The sequence below is a fragment of the Methylobacterium sp. E-005 genome, from assembly GCF_022829725.1.
Taxonomy (GTDB): domain Bacteria; phylum Pseudomonadota; class Alphaproteobacteria; order Rhizobiales; family Beijerinckiaceae; genus Methylobacterium.
The window spans coordinates 20,089-38,059 of record NZ_JAKSYG010000207.1; the positions used below are offsets into that span (position 1 = coordinate 20,089).

A 17,971-nucleotide genomic window follows, 5' to 3' on the forward strand; every position below is an offset into this window, starting at 1 on the left:
CGGAACCCTCCCTCAAGCGCCCCCGGCCCGGCCGGCCAAGCCGGCCGTCGCCAGGACCGCATCGGCCAAAACCTCCATCCCCGCTCCAGCCCAGTCCGGCGTGATGCTCTCGGCCTCGTTGTGGCTGATTCCGCCGTGGCAAGGGCAGAACACCAGGGCCGCCGGGACCGCGCGGGCGCAGTAGACGGCATCGTGGTAGATCGCCGTCGGCATCCGCGTCCAGGCGTGGCCCCGCGCCTCGGCGGCGGCCTGGACCCGGTCGACCAGCACCGGATCGAACGGGGTTGGCGGCGCGCGCCAGAACTCGTCGACGCGGATCGAGACGCCGCGCTCCGCCGCCAGGGCGTCGGCCCGGGCCTGGATCCGCGCCCGCATCGCCTCCAGCTGCGCGGTATCGCCGTGGCGCGTGTCGAGGCTGAACCAGACCCGGCCCGGCGTGACGTTGCGGCTTTCCGGCTCGGCCTTCAGGACACCCACGGTGGCCCGCCCGCGCTCGCCGCTGGCGCCCACCGCCCCGTGGGCGATGCCTTCGAGAGACGCGATCAGCGCCGCCGCGGCCATCATGGCGTCGCGCCGCCCGTCCATGGGGCTGCCGGCATGGGCCTCCTCGCCCTGCACGGTGATCTCGTACCAGATCTGCGCCAGCGCCCGGTCGACCACCCCGATGGTCAGGCCCGCATCCTCCAGGCGCTTGCCCTGCTCGATGTGAAGCTCGAAATAGGCGCCGATCCCGCGCAACGCCGCCGGGTCCGCCGCGCCCTGCCAGCCGATGCGCCGCAACTCGTCGCCGAAGGCGAGGCCCGCGAGGTCCCGGGTCGCCAGGACCTCGGCCTCCGGGACGATCCCCATGGCGACGCCGCTGCCGCTCATCGGCGGCGGGAAGCGCGACCCCTCCTCGTTGGTCCAGTTGATCAGCAGGAGCGGCGCCTCGGTCTCGATCCCGGCCTCGTGAAGGGCGCGCATGATCTCGAGCCCGGCCAGCACGCCGAGCGGCCCGTCGAACTTGCCGCCCGTGGGCTGTGTGTCGAGATGGCTGCCGATCGCCACCGGCTTCAGGTCCGGATTCCGTCCCGGGCGGCGGAAGATCATGGTGCCGACCCGGTCGACGGTGAGGGTCAGCCCTACCGCCTCGCCCCAGCGCTGGAACAGGGCGCGCCCCTCCGCGTCCTGGTCGGTCAGGGTCTGGCGGTCGTTGCCGCCGTTCGGCAGCGCCCCGATCCGGGCGAGTTCCATGAGGCTATCCCAGAGCCGATCCCGGGAAAGCGGGAGGTTGATGCGATCCATGGGTGCGATGCCTCTCTGCCGAAGGCGTGCCAGATGCGAAGGTTAGGCCGCGATCCGGATCGGCACCAGGGAGGGACCGGGACGGGAGATGGCGCCCGGCGCCTTCGGGAACCGTCCGGTCATCCGGCGCGACAATATCGATCGGCACGGTCATCGCGGCCGGCAGAATTGAACGATATGCCCTAGGTGTAAAGTCATATGTATACCAGCGTCAATACAGATTCCAGATTAATTTGACCTATGTAATGTTCTGTGGCAGTCTCACATCAACTTGTGAAATCCGGGTGCGCCTGCTCCGCTGGGTCAGCGATGCCGCAGATGCCGGTCACAGGGTTTATCCGATTGCGGAATCATCGCCGGCTAAAGGCTGGGTAGGGGTCCTCATGCTACTGGCTTCCACGGCAGCCTCAACGTTACAGGCCGCGGGATTCATCGGAACCTGGGATACGGACGTTGCCGCAGGCCGCTCCGTGCTCGACCTCGGTGCTCGCAGGCAATCCCGGCTTGGTCGGCAAGCCCGTGCCCCTCGACGTCGCCCTCGGGCGGGTCCATCCGGTCGACCGCGACCGCATCTTCGACAGGATCCAAGGCCTTCGGCAGACCGGCGGACCGGTCGCGCTGGAGTTCCGCATCCTGACCGGGACGGGTGAGATCCGGTGGATCCTCAACCAGGGTCTCCTGTCCGCCAACGAGACCGGGCGCCTGCACGGGTGCGGGGTCTATATCGACATCACGGAATTGTATCGCCGCCGGCCGTCACGGCCGGACGGCCCCCCCGAGCCGTCCGAGCAGCAGGCGGAGCACTTGGACGCCGCGGCCGATCATTGCATCCAGGCGCACACGGCGCTGGAGCGCCATGGTGACACGGCCCTGCGCCTGCTCTCGGGCATGCTGCTGCTCGGGATCGGACGCGCGCTCGCGCAGCGCGCGTCCTGACCCCCGGTTACGTCCGCCAGGGATGGGCCGGCAGTTCGGTCTGGCCGATGGCCTTGGCGCCGGCCTCCGCGACGGTGTGATCGTTCTCCACCGTGGAGCCGCTGACCCCGATGGCGCCCGACATCACGCCGTCGGCATCGACGATCGGGATCCCGCCCGGGAAGGTGATCAGCCCGTCGTTCGAGTGCTCGATCCCGTAGAGCGAGCCGCCGGGCTGCGACAGCTGGCCGATCTGGCCGGTCATCATGCCGAAGAACACCGACGTCTTGGCCTTCTTGTGGGCGATGTCGATGGAGCCGACCCAGGCGTCATCCATGCGGTGGAACGCCTTGAGGTTGCCGCCGGAATCCACCACCGCGATGCACATCTGGGTGCCGAGCGCGATCGCCTTCGCCCGGGCGGCGGCAATGGCCTTCTCGGCCTGCTCAATCGTGACGTGCATGGGACACTCCCGTTCGCGGTTTCTGGGCGACAGGCTGTGACGGTTTGAAGCGCCGGGCGCAAGGTCGGCCGGTCGGCCGCCCCTGAAGGCACGGGCCGGATCCGCGTATCCCCCTCCCCCGTCTGCGGGGGAGAGAGGGCGCGACGGCTTCGGGCTCGGATCATCCTGATACCGTTCGCAGCCTCAAACCGCCCTATCGGACCATCAAAGCCCGCTCGGGCGGTGAGTCCTGCGCTCAGCCGGCGCGTTCCCGGGCGGTGCGGATGCGCTCCAGAAGCTCGCCCGCCAGCGCCGCGCAGGAGGCCGCATCGGGACAGGGCCGCTTCCAGACCACGCGGCCCTCGCGCAGGATGATCGCGTCCGTGACCGGCAGGGCGGGCAACGGCCGGTCGGGCCTGAGATCGGCCGCCACGCCCTGCGGGCCGCCCCGGAGCCGGGCGACGCCCAGCTCGCAGCAGGCCGCGCGCAGCCGCGCCAGATCGAACAACGCGAGCATCGGGGCCGGGGCTGCACCGAACCGGTCCTCCACCTCCCCGGCCAGGGCGTCGATCGCCTCGGCCTCGCGCAGGCGCAGGAGCCGTGTGTAGAGGCTCAGGCGGATCTCCGGCTCCGGCACGTAATCCTCGGGGATCCGGCTCGGGAGGCCGAGCTCGATCTCCGGGCTCCAATCCTCGGCCCGCCCGCCCTTGGCGGCGGTCAGCGCCAGTTGCAGCAGGTGCTGGTAGAGCCCGAGCCCGACCAGCTTGGCGTGGCCCGCCTGATCCTCGCCGACGAGATCGCCCGCGCCGCGCAGGTCGAGGTCCCGGGCGCTGACCGCGAAGCCGGCGCCGAGCCGGTCCAGGGCCTCCAGGGCGCGCAGGCGCTGGAGCGCCGCCGGCGGCGGGGGCGCGGCCGGATCGCTCAGCAGGTGGACGGTGCCGCGCCGCTGGCCACGGCCGACACGGCCCCGGAGCTGATGGAGCTGGGCCAGCCCGAATTTCGCCGCCTCCCAGACCAGCATGGTGTTGGCCCGGGGCACGTCGAGCCCGCTTTCCACGATGGCTGTGGCGAGCAGCACGTCGCCGTCGCCTTCGGCGAAGCGGACCATCACCTCGTCCATGGCGGACGGCTTCAGCTCCCCGTGCGCCACCAGGATCGACAGATCCGGCACGAGGGCGCGCAGGCGCTCGGCCATCGGGGCGATGTCCTCGATCCGCGGACAGACCACGAAGCTCTGGCCGCCGCGCCGGTGTTCGCGGATCAGCGCCTCGCGCACGGCCTCGGAATCGTAGGGCGCCACCACGGTGCGGACCGGCTGGCGCAGGGCCGGCGGCGTCGCCAGGACGCTGAGGCTCTGGAGGCCGACCAGAGCCGCCTGGAGCGTGCGTGGGATCGGCGTCGCGGTGAGCGTCAGCACGTGCCCGCCCTCGGCCAAGCGGCGCAGGTCCGCCTTCATCTTGGCGCCGAAACGCTGCTCCTCGTCGATCACCGTCAGGGCGAGGTCGGAGAAGGCGACACCCTTGCCGGCGAGCGCGTGGGTGCCGACCACCAGCCGGATCGACCCGTCGGCGAGCCCCGCCTTGACGCGCTTGGCCTCCGCCGGCGCCACGAGGCGGGAGAGCTGTGCGACCTCGATGCCGAACCGGCCGAAGCGGCGGCGCAGGATCTCGGCGTGCTGGCGCGCCAGCACGGTGGTGGGGGCGATGAGCGCGGCCTGCTTGCCCGAGAAGATCGCGGCCGCGAGCGCCCGCAACGCCACCTCGGTCTTGCCGAAGCCGACATCGCCGCAGACCAGTCGGTCCATGGGCCGGCCAGAGGCGAGATCGGCCATCAGTTCGTCGATCGCCGCGGCCTGATCCGGGGTCGGCGCGAAGCCGAAGCCGGCGGCGAAGCGCTCCATGTCGTTGGCGGGGGGCGCCAGGACGGGGGCGTCCGTCTCCCGGCGGGCGCGGGCGGCCTCCAGCATGATCCGGGCCGTGCGCGCCATGGTGGCCTCGGCCTCCAGGCGACGGCGGGGCCATGTGCCGCCGTCGAGCTTGTCGAGGGTGACGGCGTCGGGCTCCGGACCGTAGCGCCAGATCCGGTCCGCCTGGGAGACCGGCACCATCAGGATCGCATCGCCGGCAAAGCGCAAGCGCAGGGCCTCGGAGGGCTCCTCACCCTGCGTGGCGCCAGAGGTGGCCACCGATTCCAGCCCCTCGAACACGCACAGGCCGCGGTCGCGGTCGACCGCGACGTCGCCCGGGCGCAGATCGACCTCGCCCATCGGCAGGATCGCCCGGGCGCCACCCGCCACCGCGGCGTCCGGCCCGAACAGGTCCGCGGCAGCGATGACCGTGGCGCCCTGGTCGGGATCGCGGAATCCCGCTCCGAGGGGCGCCTCCAGGGCAAGGACGTCCCCCGGGCTCGCCCTGGCGACGTCGGCCCAGGCGTCGATCAGGCGGATCGTGCGCTCCGCGATCCGGCCGGTCTGGCGCACCAGGCGCCGCAGCGGCTGGCGGCTGCCCGCCAAGACGATCACGTCGCCGGCCTTCAGCCGCTCGCGCAACAGCTTGGCGAAGGCGGTACCCGGCCGGCGATCCCGGGCGAAGGACGGCAGCGTCAGCGATTCCCCGGCCTCCTCGGTGGCGGCGATTCGGTCATGGGCTGCCACGATATCGCGCCACGCCTGCGGGGTGAGATAGAGGCCGGCCCCGGCCTGCCCGCGCCCGCCGAGCCGGCCCCGCGCCTCCGCCATCTGCTCGAACACGGCATCGATCCGGGCCTGGGTGCCGTCCTCGACGACGAGGCGCGCGGTCGGGACGTAGTCGAGCAGGGTGACAAGGCGCGGATAGTAGCGCTCCAGCCGGTGCTCCTGGCCGGTGAAGGGTTCGAAGCTCTGCCCGGAGCCGGGCTCGAGGATGATCTCGGTGGCGGGATCGATGACGAGCGTGTCCGCCTCGGCGACCGAACGCTGCGAGATCGCATCGTAGGAGCGGATTGCCGTGACGCGACCCTCCGCGTGCTCGATCCGGCAGGGACGCAGGGCCGCGGCGGGAAACACCTCCACGGTCCGCCCGCGCACGGCGATCTCGCCGGGCTCATCGACCCGCTCGTCGAGGATGTAGCCGAGGCGCTTGAGATCCGCGGTCGTGGCCGCGACGTCGAGGCGGTCGCCGACTCGGAGCGTCACGCGGGCCGACGCCCAGGTCTCCGGCGGGGGCACGCGCTGGATCAGGGCGGGGGCGGTGGTCAGCACGAAACCAGGCAGCGCGTCCGGGTCGGTCAGCCAGCGCATCACGGCGGCCCGGGCGCCCATGGTGGCCCGGGACGGCGAGGCGTGATCGTAGGGCAGGCAATCCCATTCGGGGAAGATCGCGACCCGGGCCTCCGGGTCGAGCGCCCGGAGGGTCGCGGCCAGTTCCTCAAGGCGGCGGCCATCCCGGGCGACGTGGACCAGGGGAGCGCTCCCCGCCTCGTAGCGCAGGAGCGCCACCGCCAGGGCCCCCGTGGGCATCAGCGGCGCGTCCTCGACGCCCTGCTGCGCGCCCGACTTCAACCTGCGATTGGCCATGCCTGTCCGAATCCGTATCCCCAGCCCCGCCAACGCGGCACGGGCCGCCGGGGCTCCCGGGCGCGGCAATCCCATCCACAGCGGCGCGGATCGCCGGTCCGATTCGTGGGTTCAGCGCGTCCGGCAGGACCGGAGAACGGCCCGGAACACGAAGTCGTGATACTGCGTCTGGAGCCGCCGGGGATCGGTCCGGCCCGTCGCGATGACCAGTCACGTCAGAAACATTATTACAATTCAAGATTGCAGAATTATTCGACACATGCAGGCGCGCGCGTGGGTCGGACGAATGCGCTGATGAAAGCCGGCCGGGATCCGGTCCGATCGTTCAAGAGCTTACCCTCGCGCAAACCATTCGTTGGCCGTATCACCGGAGCTGCGTTGCATGGACCCACTTGGGAGGGTCGAAGGCGTAGGTTATGACGCCCCCGTGTCGCGGACCCAGACAATGCCCCGCCCGTCGGGTTTCGAGCTCCAGAACCCCCAGCGCCTCGCCGCCCTGCGGGCCTACGCCATTCTCGACACGCCTCCGGAGCGGGCGTTCGACGAGATCGCCGAGATGGCCGCGCAGGCCTGCGGCACGCCGATGGCCCATATCAACTTCATCGACGCCGACCGGCAATGGATCAAGGCCGCGGTGGGCCACGCGCCGCAGGCGATGCCGCTCGAATCCGGCTTCTGCACCGAGGCGATGCGCACGGACGGCATCCTGATCCTGCCGGACCTGACGGCGGCGCCGGATTCCGCCGGCAACGTCCTCGTCACCGGGGAGCCGCACCTGCGCTTCTACGCCGGCGTCGCCCTGGTGACGCCCGACGGCTGGGCCATCGGAACCCTCTGCGTGCTCGACCGGGAGCCGCGCCACCTGACCGACCAGCAGGCCTTCGTCCTGAAGGCGCTCGCCCGGGCGGTGATGACACAGCTGGAATCCCGCTGCGCCGAGGCCGCCCTGCGCCGCAACGAGGAGCGCGACCGCTCGCTGTTCGCCTTCCTCAATGCCGGCTTCTGCATCGTGGAGATGATCTTCGGGGCCGATGACCGGGCGGTCGATTACTGCTTCCTGGAGGTCAATGCCGCCTTCGAGCGGCAGACCGGCCTGGCCGACGTGGTCGGCCGCACGATGCGGGAGCTCGTGCCCGGCCACGAGCAGCATTGGTTCGACCTCTACGGGCAGGTCGCCCGGACCGGGGAGCCGGTCCGGTTCGAGCAGCAGGCCGCGGGCCTCGGCCGCTGGTACGACGTGCACGCCTATCGGGTCGACGGGCCGATGCGGAACCGCATTGCGATCCTGTTCAACGATATCACCGAGCGCCGCCGGAGCGAGATGGTGCTGCAGGCGCGGGAGGCGGAGTTGCGCCTCGTCGCGGACGCGATGCCGGTGCTGATCGCCTTCATCGATCGCAGCCTCGTCTACCAGTTCGCCAACGCCGCCTACGAGACCTGGACGGGCCAGTCCCCCGCCGACGTCGTCGGACGAACCGTGGTCGACCTCCTCGGCCCCGAGGCCTTCGAGGCCCGGCGGCCCGCCATCGCGCGGGCGCTCGCCGGGGAGGAGATCCGGCACGAATGGGCCTGGACCTTCCCGGACGGCGGGAGCCGCACGGCCGACACGCGCTACCTCCCGCGACGCGGGCCGGATGGGCAGGTCGACGGGTTCTACGTCTTCGCGCACGACATCTCCGAGCGGAAGCGGGTCGAGGAACTGCTCCAATCCCGGGCGGAGCGCCTGGAGGCGCAGGTCGCCGCGCAGAGCCGGGACCGCGACCGGGTCTGGACACTCTCGCCGGTGCTGAAGCTCGTCTCGGACCGCGACGGGCGGGTCCAGTCGGTGAACCCCTCGTGGAGCCGGGCGCTCGGCTGGTCGGAGGCCGAGACCCTGGGCCGGGCCGCGCTCGATTTCATCGCGGAGCCGGAGCGTGAGGCCGCGGGGGCCGCCCTGCGGCCGCTCTGCGAGGGCCGGCGGGTCGAGGACGTGGAACTCGCCTGCGTGACCCATTCCGGGGACCGGCGGCGCGTGCTCTGGACCGTCGTCCCGGAGGACGGGCTGTTCTACGGGTTCGGCCGCGACATCACCGAGCAGCGTCAGGCCGAGGAGGCCCTCCGCCAGTCGCAGAAGCTGGAGGCGATCGGCCAGCTCACCGGCGGCGTGGCGCACGACTTCAACAACCTGCTGACGATCATCCGCTCCTCCATGGAGTTCCTGCGCCGGCCCGACCTCGCGGAGGAGCGGCGCCGCCGCTACCTTGACGCGGTCTCCGACACGGTCGACCGGGCCGCCAAGCTCACCGGCCAGCTCCTCGCCTTCGCCCGGCGGCAGGCGCTGAAGCCCCAGGTCTTCGACATCTGCGCCCGGCTGCGCAGCATCGCCGACATGCTCGATTCGGTGACCGGCGCGCGGATCCACGTCACCATCGACCTGCCGGATGCGCCCCGCTACGTGCGCGCCGACGAGAGCCAGTTCGAGACGGCCCTGATCAACATGGCGGTCAACGCCCGGGACGCCATGGACGGGGAAGGCGGGCTGACCCTGCGCCTCGACGGCGATTGCCCGATGCCGCCGATCCGCGGACATGCCGGCGCCAAGGGGCCGTTCGTGGCCGTGCGGGTCTCCGACACGGGCGCCGGCATCCCGGCTCCGGATCTCGGGCGGATCTTCGAGCCGTTCTTCACCACCAAGGAGGTCGGCAAGGGGACCGGGCTCGGCCTGTCCCAGGTGATCGGCTTCGCCAAGCAATCGGGCGGCGACATCGACGTGGCGAGCGCGCTGGGCGGCGGGACCACCTTCACCCTCTACCTGCCGCAGGTCGCCGCCCCGGCGGCGGCGGTGGAGACCGGCCGCGACGCTCAGGTGGAGGCGGAGCCGCAGCGGGGCCTGTGCATCCTCGTCGTCGAGGACAATCTCGGGGTCGGCCGGTTCTGCACGCAGATCCTGGAGGATCTGGGCCACGCCCCGATCTGGACGAAATCCGCCGAGGAGGCGCTCGCCGAACTCGACAGCACGCCGGACCGCTTCGACGTGGTGTTCTCGGACGTGGTGATGCCCGGCATGGGCGGCTTCGCGCTCGCCCGGCAGTTGCAGACCACGCGGCCCGACCTGCCGGTGGTCCTGACCTCGGGCTACAGCCACGTCCTGGCCAAGGACGATACCCACGGCTTCGCCCTGGTGCGCAAGCCCTATTCGGCCGCGCAGCTCGCCCAGGTTCTCTACGAGGCGGCCAAGGGGCGCGGAAAGCCGAGGGTGCAACGCGTCGCGGCGGACAGCGCAGCGCTGGACTGAGCGATGGGCCCCGATCGGGAGTAGCAGGACTCTGGGGGCGCGCTCTCCCGGATGTCCGGAACGCAGGGGAAGGCAATCCGGGACCCAGCACGCGAAGCGTCGCGCAAGCGGCACAGGTTCCTTCACAGGGACGCTTTGCGTCGCCGTGTGCTCGCTCCCGGGTCGCATTCCGCTGACGCCGCATCCGCCCGGGAAAGGCTCGTGCCACGGGTCGGTGAGCTCGCATCAACCAAGCCCCGAGCCCCGGGACGCTCGACCTGGAACAACCCCGCCTGTTCCGGGTTGATGCAGTGCAGCACGACGATGGCGTCGTCGCGCTGCTGCCCCTCGTGGGCGTTTCCTCCCTAGACTTCGGACCGTCCCTGTGGGCGGTCCTTTTTTTTGCCGAACCGGGATCAACGCAGCCTGCGACGAAAAGTTCTCAGGCAAGTCTTATTTTGTGCCGGCTGTTGCGGGGATGGGGCTTAGGCCTCGAGGGCGAGCAGCGCGAAGGTCGCCAGCCAGTGCTCGCCCATGTAGTCACCCGCGACATGCGGAAGCCCGGCCGCCAGATGCACCTCGGCCGCCGCGATCAGCAACGGCCGGCCGGCATCCTCCGCGGTCAGGGCGCCGGCGAGCGCCCGGAAGCACCACGCCCGGCTGAGGTTCAGCCCGTCGAGATGGGCGATCTTGCCGTCGCTGCGGTCGGTGACCGCGGCCGGGCGGAACAGGGTGGCGGGGCGGCCCGAAGCGAGATCGGGCAGGAACCGGTCGAACCAGGGCCCGAACCGCTCCGGCGGCAGCAGACGGCGCATGCACTCGGCCTCGATCAGCGCGGAGGACAGGAAGTCGTCGCCGCCCGGCTCGCCCCAGGCGGGGCAATCCACATCCGCCCCGTACCAGCGCTCCGCTTTCTGCAGCAGCAGGGCCCGGAGCGCCGCATCCGCCGCCCCCTCGGCGTAATCGGTGGCCAAGCGCAGCGCGAAGGCGGTGTTGAAATGGGTCCCGACCCGCACCGGGTAGGGGGCCAGCGGCAGGAAGTCCCGGAACCGCTGGACCACGATCCCGGCGAGCGGCGCCAACGCCTCGGCCCAGCGGGGTTCCGGAAGATGGGCGAGTTCGTCGGCGAGCTTCAGGAGCCAGGCCCAGCCGTAGGGCCGCTCGAAGCCCCGGGCGGTCGGCTGGCCGAAATAGGCGCATTCCCCGGCAACCTTCTCGGGGGTCAGCTGCGCATCGAAATGGGTGCGGATCGCGCCCGCCTGCACGCCCTCCGGGAACAGGCGCAGCACCCGGGCGAGCAGCCAATGGGCGTGAACGCAGGAATGCCAATCGTAGCTGCCGTGGAAGACCGGGTGCAGCGCGACAGGGGTGCGGGCATCCTCCGGACCCGCCAGGACATGGCCCGGCTTGTTCGGATATTCCCGGGTGACGTGGCCGAGGGCGAGGGCCGCGAAGGAGGCGGCGATCTCCGGGGTCAGGACGGGCACCATCGCGGAGCTCCGGGTTCGGGACGGGCTGGCATACCCGTTCCGAAGCCCGCCGTCAGGACATCGGGACGCTTTGCCGGCACATGGGCAGTTCGGCTATCGAGGATTCGGGCCGCCCCGCTGGCCACACCGGAAGCCTCCATGCGCCGCGCGCTGCTCGCCGTCCTCGCCGTCCTCGTGGTCCCCGCACCGCTCGCGGCCGCGCCCGATCCGAGCCGGGACGTCCTGTGGGCGGCGCTGAAGACCTGCGTGCTGGCCAAGCGGCTCGCCAACCGGACCTTCCCGTGCCTCTCGGTCGACCTGGGCGACGGGGCACGTCCGGGCACGGCGGTGCTGCGTGCGCCCGGGGAGCCGACCCACAGCGTCGTCATGCCCACCGATACGGTGGCGGGCCTGGAGGCGGCGGTGCTGCGGGGCCCGCGCGGGGTCGCCTATTGGCGGGCGGCGCTCGCGGCGCGGCCCTTCGTGTCGGACGTGTTCAAGGGAAAGCTGTCGCCCGACGCCGTGGGGCTCGCCGTCAACTCGGCCCAGGGCCGCAGCCAGGACCAGCTCCACATCCACCTCGACTGCCTGCGGCCGAGCGTGCTGGCGGCCCTGAAGGCCCATGGCCGCCAGGTCCACCGGAGCTGGAGCCGCTTCCCGGTGCCGCTCGCGGGCGACCGCTACTTCGCCCTGCGGGTGCCGGAGGCGGAGGCTGAACATTTCAATCCGTTCGCGGCCCTGCACGGCCTGCCGGGCGCCCGGCCCGACCTGCACCGGACGAGTTTTGCGGCCGTGGCGACGCCGCCGGGCGATCCCGAGCCGGGCTACATCCTGCTGGCCTACCGGGCGCCGCAGGCCAGTGCCGAGGACGTGATGGACCACAGCTGCGCCGCCGCGGATCGGGGCGCCTGAGCGATCCTCAACCGGTTCGCGGCGGCGGCAGCGCCTCCACCAACTGGCGCAGGAACGCCCGCACCGCCCGGGGCAGGCGCCGGTCGCGCAGGGCCTGGACCTGGATGCCCCGCGCGAGGCCCGCCCGGGCGCGGATCGGCAGGCTGACCAGTTCCTTGAGCTGCACGGGCGTCTGCACCGACAGCGCCGACATCAGCGCCAGCCCCCGCGAACGCCGCACGAAGGGCAGCAGCGTCGAGAGATTGTTGGCGGTCAGAACCGGCTCGACCGCGATGCCCTCCTGCGCGCAGGCGGCGTCGAAGGCCTGCCGCAGGGTCGTGTCCCGGGTGGTCAGCGCGACCGGATAGGCCACCAGATCGGCCAGCCGCAGGGCCGAGGCGCCCGCCAGGGGATGGTCGGCGGCGGCGAGCACACGCATCTCCACCTGCGCGTCATACAGCACCTCGACCTGCGCGGTGGGCGCGAGCGCGAAGGTGATCCCGAGATCGGCCTCCCCCATGGCCACAATCTGGGTCACCTGTGCGGGCGGCAGGACCGTCACCTCGAACCGGATGCCCGGATGGGCGGCGTGGAAGGCCGCGATGGCGTTCGGTACGATATCGAGGGCGAAGCCCTCTGCGCTTGCCACTCGGATCAGCCCCCGGGCGAGCCCTTCGAGTTCGCGGATCTCCGTGACCACCTGCTCGGCGCGAATCAGCACCTGATGGGCGTGCTGGGCCAGCAGCTCGCCCGCTGGGCTCGGCACCATGCCGCGTGGCCGCCGCTCGAACAGGACGCAGTCGAGTTCGGCCTCGAGGTTGGCGATCTGCCGGCTGATCGCCGAGGCCGCGACGTTGAGCTGGGACGAGGCCGCAGCAATCGAGCCAGTGCGGGCTACGGCCAGGAAATAGCGAAGGCCCGTCGTTTGCACTATCGTACCCCGATACGACTATAACGCCATATCCGTTGCCGATCTGGCAAGGCAGCACTCGCCAAATTCTACTTGTTGCGATCCCAGATGCACAACATCATCGCAGGGTGAAAAAGGCGGCAGACGCGGATTGCTCCGCGTGACCTGTCCGCCGCGCCGTCGGAGCCTGCATGCCGCTACGGACTCTCACCCTGGGCGCCACCCTGGCCGCCTCGCTCGCGACCCTGATCGCCGCGCATCCGGCGCTCGCCGGCAAGGCCGATGACACCCTGGTCTACGCCTCCGACAGCGAGCCCGAGAACGTCAGCCCGTATCACAACAGCGCCCGCGAGGGCGTGATCCTGGCCCGGAACTGCTGGGACACGCTGCTGTACCGGGATCCCAAGGACGGCACCTACAAGCCGTTTCTGGCGACCGCCTGGACCTGGGCGGACGACATGACCCTCGATCTTACGATCCGCGACGGCGTGGTCTTCCACAACGGCGACCCGCTCGGGCCGGAGGACGTGGCCTTCACGTTCAACTACGTGCTGACCCCGGAGGCCCGCACGGTCACCCGCCAGAACGTCGACTGGATGAAGTCGGTGGAGGTGACCGGACTGCATACGGTCCGCATCCACCTCAAGGCGCCGTTCCCGGCGGCGCTCGAATACCTCGCCGGGCCGACCCCGATCTTCCCGGCCGCCTACTTCAAGAAGGTCGGCCTCGACGGCTTCGCCAAGGCCCCCGTCGGCAGCGGCCCCTACAAGATCACCAAGGTCGATAGCGGCCGCGGCGTCAGCATGGAGCGCTTCGACAAGTACTGGTCCGGCAGCCCGCTCGGAAAACCGAAAATCGGCAAGCTGCAGTTCCGCGTCATCCCGGACGGCGAGAGCCGGATGGCCGAGCTCATGACCGGCGGCGTCGACTGGATCTGGCGGGTACCGAGCGATCAGGCCGAGCAGCTGCGCGCTGCCCCGAACATCACGGTGCTCAATTCCGAGACGATGCGGGTCGGCTTCCTGCAGTTCGACACGTTGGGCCGCGCCAAGGAGAACTCGCCGCTCAAGGACATGCGCATCCGGCAGGCGATTGCCTACGCCATCGACCGCAAGGCGATGGTCGACAACCTCGTGCGCGGCGCCTCGCGGGTGATGAACGCGCTCTGCTTCGTCGATCAGTTCGGCTGCACCGACCAGGGCGTGATGCGCTACCCCTACGACCCCGCCAAGGCCAAGGCGCTGCTCAAGGAAGCCGGCTACGGAAACGGGTTCGAGATCGATCTCGGCGCCTACCGGGAGCGCGACTACGCCGAGGCGGTGATCGGCTATCTCGGCGCCGTCGGCATCAAGGCGCGGCTCAACTACCTGCGCTACGCGGCGTTCCGGGATTCGCTGCGCGCCGGCAAGGTCTCGATCGGCTACCAGACCTGGGGCTCGTTCTCGGTGCTCGATGTCTCGGCCTTCGACGGGGTGTATTTCCGCGGCGGCGAGGAGGATCTGACCAAGGATCCGCAGGTGATCGCCGACCTCCAGAAGGGCGACGGCTCCACCGATCCGGAAACCCGCAAGGCCGCCTACGCCAAGGCGCTCCAGCGGATCGCCGCGCAGGCCTACGCCCTGCCGATGTTCTCCTACTCGACGAATTACGCCTTCACGTCGGACCTGAACTTCACCGCCCAGCCCGACGAGGTGGCACGCTTCTACGCTGCGTCGTGGAAGTGAGGGTGGGGGCCGTGGCGCGACCGGCCCCCTCTCCCGTGCGGGAGGGGGTTGGGGTGAGGGGCCCGGTCTTTCCGGATAGGTTGCATCCCTCACCCTGTCCCTCTCCCGCCCGGGAGAGGGGACCCGCGATCCAGCTGGGTTCCGATGGCCGAAGCCGATCCGGTCCGTATCGCCAAAAGGGAGCCTGAGCCATGCTGGCCTTCACGGTTCGGCGCGTGCTGGTCGCCCTGGCGGTGGCCGTCACCGTCTCGGTGGCGAGCTTCCTGCTCCTCCACCTCTCGGGCGACCTCGCGACCGCGATCGCCGGCCCGGAGGCCACCGGGCCGCAGATCGCGCAGATCCGCCAGGATTACGGCCTCGACCAGCCGCTGCTGACCCAGTTCCTCACCTGGGGCTGGCGGGCCCTGCACCTCGATTTCGGCAATTCTTTTTACTTTCGCGAGCGGGTGATCGATCTGCTCGCCGCCCGCCTGCCGATCACCCTCTATCTCGGGTTCATCGCGCTGGCCGTCGCGCTGTTCGTGGCCATTCCCCTCGGCGTCATCGCCGCCGTGAAGCGGGACACCTGGATCGACCGCACGGCGCTCGCCGTCTCGGTGCTCGGACAGGCGATGCCGAGCTTCTGGTTCGGCCTGACGCTGATCCTGATCTTCTCCGTCAACCTCCGCTGGCTGCCGGTCTCGGGCAACGCCACGTGGAAGAACTTCGTCCTGCCCGCGGTGGCGCTCGGCTACTACGCCATGCCGGCCGTGATGCGCCTCACCCGCAACGGCATGCTGGAGGTGCTGGCGTCCGACTATGTCCGCACCGCCCGCGCCAAGGGGCTGCCGCCCAGAAAAATCCTGGTGCGGCATGCGCTGCGCAACGCGGTGATCCCGGTGATTGCGCTGGCTGCGGTGCAGTTCGGCTTCATGCTCGGCGGCTCGATCGTGATCGAGGCGGTGTTCTCGCTCCAGGGCCTCGGCCAGCTCGCCTGGGAGTCGATCGCCCGCAACGACTTCCCGGTCGTCCAGGCGATCGTGCTGGTGCTGGCCATGATCTACATCGGCCTGACCCTTGCGGCCGACCTCCTGAACGCCTTCCTCGATCCGCGCCTGCGCCAGGCCTGAGGATGGAGACCGCCATGAGCCTCCCCCCCGACACGGCGGCGCTCGCCGCCCCCGCCCGGCCCCCGGACGCGCCGATCGCCCTCGCGCCGGTCCCCTCCCCCACCCGCCTGATCCTGCGGCGGGGTCTGCGCCACACCGGCTTCCTGATCGGGGCCGGGATCCTTGGGCTGATCGTGCTGGCGGCCCTCGCCGCCCCGCTCATCGCGCCGCACGATCCCTACGCGCAGGACGTGTCCCGCCGGCTGATCCCGCCGATCTGGCAGGCCAAGGGCACCTGGGACCACGTGCTGGGCACCGACAAGCTCGGCCGCGACTACCTCAGCCGCCTGCTCTACGGCGGCCAGATTTCCCTCCTGATCGGGATCTCGGCGGCTTTGATCTCCGGGCTGATCGGCACCACGCTGGGGCTCTGCGCCGGCTATTTCGGCGGCTGGGTCGATTCGGTGGTCAGCTACATCGTCACCACGCGGCTCGCCATGCCGGTGGTGCTGGTGGCGCTCGCCATGGCGGCGCTGGTCGGCGGCTCGCTCAAGGTGGTGGTGCTGGTGCTGGGCTTCCTGCTCTGGGACCGCTTCGCCGTGGTGACGCGCGCCGCCACCCAGCAGATCCGCAACCAGGACTTCGTCTCGGCCGCCCGCGCCGCGGGGCTGACCGACCTGCGCATCATCGGCCAGGAGATCCTGCCCAACATCATGAACGCGCTGATCGTCGTGGCGACCCTGGAGATGGCCCACGCGATCCTGCTGGAGGCCGCCCTGTCGTTCCTCGGCCTCGGCGTCCAGCCGCCCCTGCCCTCGTGGGGCCTGATGATCGCCGAGGGCAAGCAGTACATGTTCTTCCAGCCCTGGGTGATCACCATCCCGGGCGTGGCGCTCCTCCTCCTCGTGCTGGCGATCAACCTCCTGGGCGACGGCCTGCGCGACATCACGGCGCCCGAGGCGCGCCACTGACGATGCCGGCCGGCCCGGCACCAGAATGTTTCACGGGAAACACACCATGACGCGAGACGCCGCCATCGCGCGCGCCACAGAGGCCTTCGATTCGGGCACATTCCTCGCGCTCCTGCGGGAGGCGGTGGCGATGCCCACCGAGAGCCAGGCCCCCGGCCAGGAGAAGGCCCTGCGCGCCTACCTCGATACCTTCATCGTGCCTTTGGTGACCCGGCTCGGCTTCGCGACCCCAAAAATCTTCCCGAACCCCGACGGGGTGCATGGCCCGTTCCTGATCGCCGAGCGCCACGAGGGCGCCGACCTGCCGACCGTGCTGATCTACGGCCACGGCGACACGGTGCGGGGCTATCCCGAGCAATGGCGGGAAGGCCTCGGCCCCTGGGAGATCGTGGTCGAGGGCGACCGCTGGTACGGGCGCGGCACCGCCGACAACAAGGGCCAGCACGTCCTCAACCTCGCCGCCCTGGAGCAGGTGATCGCGGCCCGCGAGGGTCATCTCGGCTTCAACGTGAAGCTGCTGATCGAGATGGGCGAGGAATCCGGCTCCCCGGGCCTGCGGCCGTTCTGCCGGGCGCAGGCCGAGGCCCTGCGGTCCGACGTGCTGATCGCCTCGGACGGGCCGCGCCTCAACGGCGAGCGCCCGACCCTCTTCCTGGGTTCCCGCGGCGCCTATAATTTCGAGCTGAGCCTCAACCTGCGGGAAGGCCCGCACCATTCCGGCAACTGGGGCGGCCTGCTGCGCAACCCCGGCACCGTGCTGGCCTCAGCGATCGCCGCGATGGTCGATGCCCGCGGCAGCATCCTGGTGGATGCCCTGCGGCCGCCGCCGATCCCCGAGGGCGTGCGCGCGGCGCTCGCCGACATCCGCGTCGGCGAGGATCCGACCGCGCCGACGATCGACACCGACTGGGGCGAGCCGGGCCTCACCCCGGCCGAGCGTGTCTTCGCCTGGAACACCCTGGAGGTGCTGGCCTTCAAGACCGGCGATCCGGACGGTCCGCTCAACGCCGTGCCACCCCACGCCAAGGCGACCCTGCAGCTGCGCTTCGTGGTCGGCACCGACTGGCAGAACCTCATCCAGAACGTGCGCGCCCATCTCGACGCGCACGGCTTCCCGATGATCGAGGTCCGGCCGGCCCGCGCGGCGGAAGTCTTCCAGGCGACGCGGCTGCCGGTGGAAGACCCCTGGGTGGAGTGGGCGCTCCGGTCGATCGAGGCGAGCTCCGGCAAGAAACCGGCGCTGCTGCCGAATCTCGGCGGCTCCCTGCCGAACGACGCCTTCTCGGAGATCCTGGGCCTGCCGACCCTCTGGGTGCCGCATTCCTATCCGGCCTGCCGCCAGCACGGGCCCGACGAGCACATGCTCGCCTCCGGCACCCGCGAGGGCCTGGCGATCATGGCCGGCCTGTTCTGGGATCTGGCCGAGGCCGGGCCCGACATCCTCCGCCGCCGCACCGCGAGGGCCTGAACC

The 17,971-nt window shown here is 70.9% G+C and carries 12 protein-coding genes; 7 read left to right on the forward strand and 5 right to left on the reverse strand.

Going from position 1 to position 17,971, the window contains the following annotated elements; translation table 11 throughout:
• Positions 1 to 12: 12 nt before the first annotated feature.
• The gene (locus tag MKK88_RS23650; RefSeq protein WP_244004087.1) at positions 13 to 1,284 is read right to left on the reverse strand and encodes a Zn-dependent hydrolase; all 1,272 of its coding nucleotides are present in this window, start codon (positions 1,282 to 1,284) and stop codon (positions 13 to 15) included.
• Positions 1,285 to 1,737: 453 nt separating this feature from the next.
• Between MKK88_RS23650 and MKK88_RS23655 the strand changes: the two genes are divergently transcribed.
• Positions 1,738 to 2,220, forward strand: coding sequence for a PAS domain-containing protein (locus MKK88_RS23655; RefSeq protein WP_244004089.1), 483 nt, complete (start codon positions 1,738 to 1,740; stop codon positions 2,218 to 2,220).
• Positions 2,221 to 2,227: 7 nt separating this feature from the next.
• Here the strand turns inward: MKK88_RS23655 and MKK88_RS23660 are convergent, their stop codons facing one another.
• Positions 2,228 to 2,662 carry a GlcG/HbpS family heme-binding protein gene (locus tag MKK88_RS23660; RefSeq protein WP_244004091.1) on the reverse strand — a complete coding sequence of 145 codons (435 nt, stop codon included), beginning with the start codon at positions 2,660 to 2,662 and terminating at the stop codon, positions 2,228 to 2,230.
• Between the two features lie 235 nt (positions 2,663 to 2,897).
• Positions 2,898 to 6,194: a DEAD/DEAH box helicase gene (locus MKK88_RS23665; RefSeq protein ID WP_244004093.1), complete on the reverse strand. Its 3,297-nt coding sequence runs from the start codon at positions 6,192 to 6,194 to the stop codon at positions 2,898 to 2,900.
• Positions 6,195 to 6,639: 445 nt separating this feature from the next.
• Between MKK88_RS23665 and MKK88_RS23670 the strand changes: the two genes are divergently transcribed.
• Positions 6,640 to 9,468: a PAS domain-containing protein gene (locus tag MKK88_RS23670; RefSeq protein WP_244004095.1), complete on the forward strand. Its 2,829-nt coding sequence runs from the start codon at positions 6,640 to 6,642 to the stop codon at positions 9,466 to 9,468.
• A 464-nt stretch (positions 9,469 to 9,932) separates the two neighbouring features.
• Here MKK88_RS23670 and MKK88_RS23675 read toward each other — a convergent pair whose 3' ends face one another.
• Entirely contained in the window at positions 9,933 to 10,937 is a 1,005-nt protein-coding gene (locus MKK88_RS23675) for a DUF2891 domain-containing protein (protein WP_244004097.1), read from the reverse strand.
• 138 nt (positions 10,938 to 11,075) lie between these two features.
• Here MKK88_RS23675 and MKK88_RS23680 point away from each other — a divergent pair, with 138 nt between their 5' ends.
• A complete protein-coding gene (locus MKK88_RS23680; RefSeq protein ID WP_244004098.1) occupies positions 11,076 to 11,828 on the forward strand; it encodes a CDP-diacylglycerol diphosphatase in 753 nt (250 codons plus the stop codon).
• Positions 11,829 to 11,835: 7 nt separating this feature from the next.
• On the opposite strand, the gene MKK88_RS23685 is transcribed toward MKK88_RS23680, so the two are convergent.
• A complete protein-coding gene (locus MKK88_RS23685) occupies positions 11,836 to 12,738 on the reverse strand; it encodes a LysR family transcriptional regulator (protein WP_244004100.1) in 903 nt (300 codons plus the stop codon).
• Positions 12,739 to 12,908: 170 nt separating this feature from the next.
• On the opposite strand from MKK88_RS23685, the gene MKK88_RS23690 reads away from it, so the two are divergent.
• The 4 genes from MKK88_RS23690 to MKK88_RS23705 all read left to right on the forward strand — a co-directional run bounded on the left by MKK88_RS23690 (position 12,909) and on the right by MKK88_RS23705 (position 17,968).
• A complete protein-coding gene (locus MKK88_RS23690; protein WP_244004102.1) occupies positions 12,909 to 14,441 on the forward strand; it encodes an ABC transporter substrate-binding protein in 1,533 nt (510 codons plus the stop codon).
• Between the two features lie 191 nt (positions 14,442 to 14,632).
• Positions 14,633 to 15,550: an ABC transporter permease gene (locus tag MKK88_RS23695; protein WP_244004104.1), complete on the forward strand. Its 918-nt coding sequence runs from the start codon at positions 14,633 to 14,635 to the stop codon at positions 15,548 to 15,550.
• 14 nt (positions 15,551 to 15,564) lie between these two features.
• Entirely contained in the window at positions 15,565 to 16,500 is a 936-nt protein-coding gene (locus MKK88_RS23700) for an ABC transporter permease (protein WP_244004106.1), read from the forward strand.
• A 46-nt stretch (positions 16,501 to 16,546) separates the two neighbouring features.
• Positions 16,547 to 17,968, forward strand: coding sequence for a M20 family metallopeptidase (locus tag MKK88_RS23705; protein ID WP_244004108.1), 1,422 nt, complete (start codon positions 16,547 to 16,549; stop codon positions 17,966 to 17,968).
• Positions 17,969 to 17,971 lie beyond the last annotated feature (3 nt).

Coding starts and splice junctions, on each gene's coding strand:
- MKK88_RS23650 (WP_244004087.1), bottom strand. CDS start 1,284: ATGGATCGCATCAACCTCCCGCTTTCCCGGGATCGGCTCTGGGATAGC.
- MKK88_RS23660 (WP_244004091.1), bottom strand. CDS start 2,662: ATGCACGTCACGATTGAGCAGGCCGAGAAGGCCATTGCCGCCGCCCGG.
- MKK88_RS23665 (WP_244004093.1), bottom strand. CDS start 6,194: ATGGCCAATCGCAGGTTGAAGTCGGGCGCGCAGCAGGGCGTCGAGGAC.
- MKK88_RS23670 (WP_244004095.1), top strand. CDS start 6,640: ATGCCCCGCCCGTCGGGTTTCGAGCTCCAGAACCCCCAGCGCCTCGCC.
- MKK88_RS23675 (WP_244004097.1), bottom strand. CDS start 10,937: ATGGTGCCCGTCCTGACCCCGGAGATCGCCGCCTCCTTCGCGGCCCTC.
- MKK88_RS23680 (WP_244004098.1), top strand. CDS start 11,076: ATGCGCCGCGCGCTGCTCGCCGTCCTCGCCGTCCTCGTGGTCCCCGCA.
- MKK88_RS23690 (WP_244004102.1), top strand. CDS start 12,909: ATGCCGCTACGGACTCTCACCCTGGGCGCCACCCTGGCCGCCTCGCTC.
- MKK88_RS23695 (WP_244004104.1), top strand. CDS start 14,633: ATGCTGGCCTTCACGGTTCGGCGCGTGCTGGTCGCCCTGGCGGTGGCC.
- MKK88_RS23700 (WP_244004106.1), top strand. CDS start 15,565: ATGAGCCTCCCCCCCGACACGGCGGCGCTCGCCGCCCCCGCCCGGCCC.
- MKK88_RS23705 (WP_244004108.1), top strand. CDS start 16,547: ATGACGCGAGACGCCGCCATCGCGCGCGCCACAGAGGCCTTCGATTCG.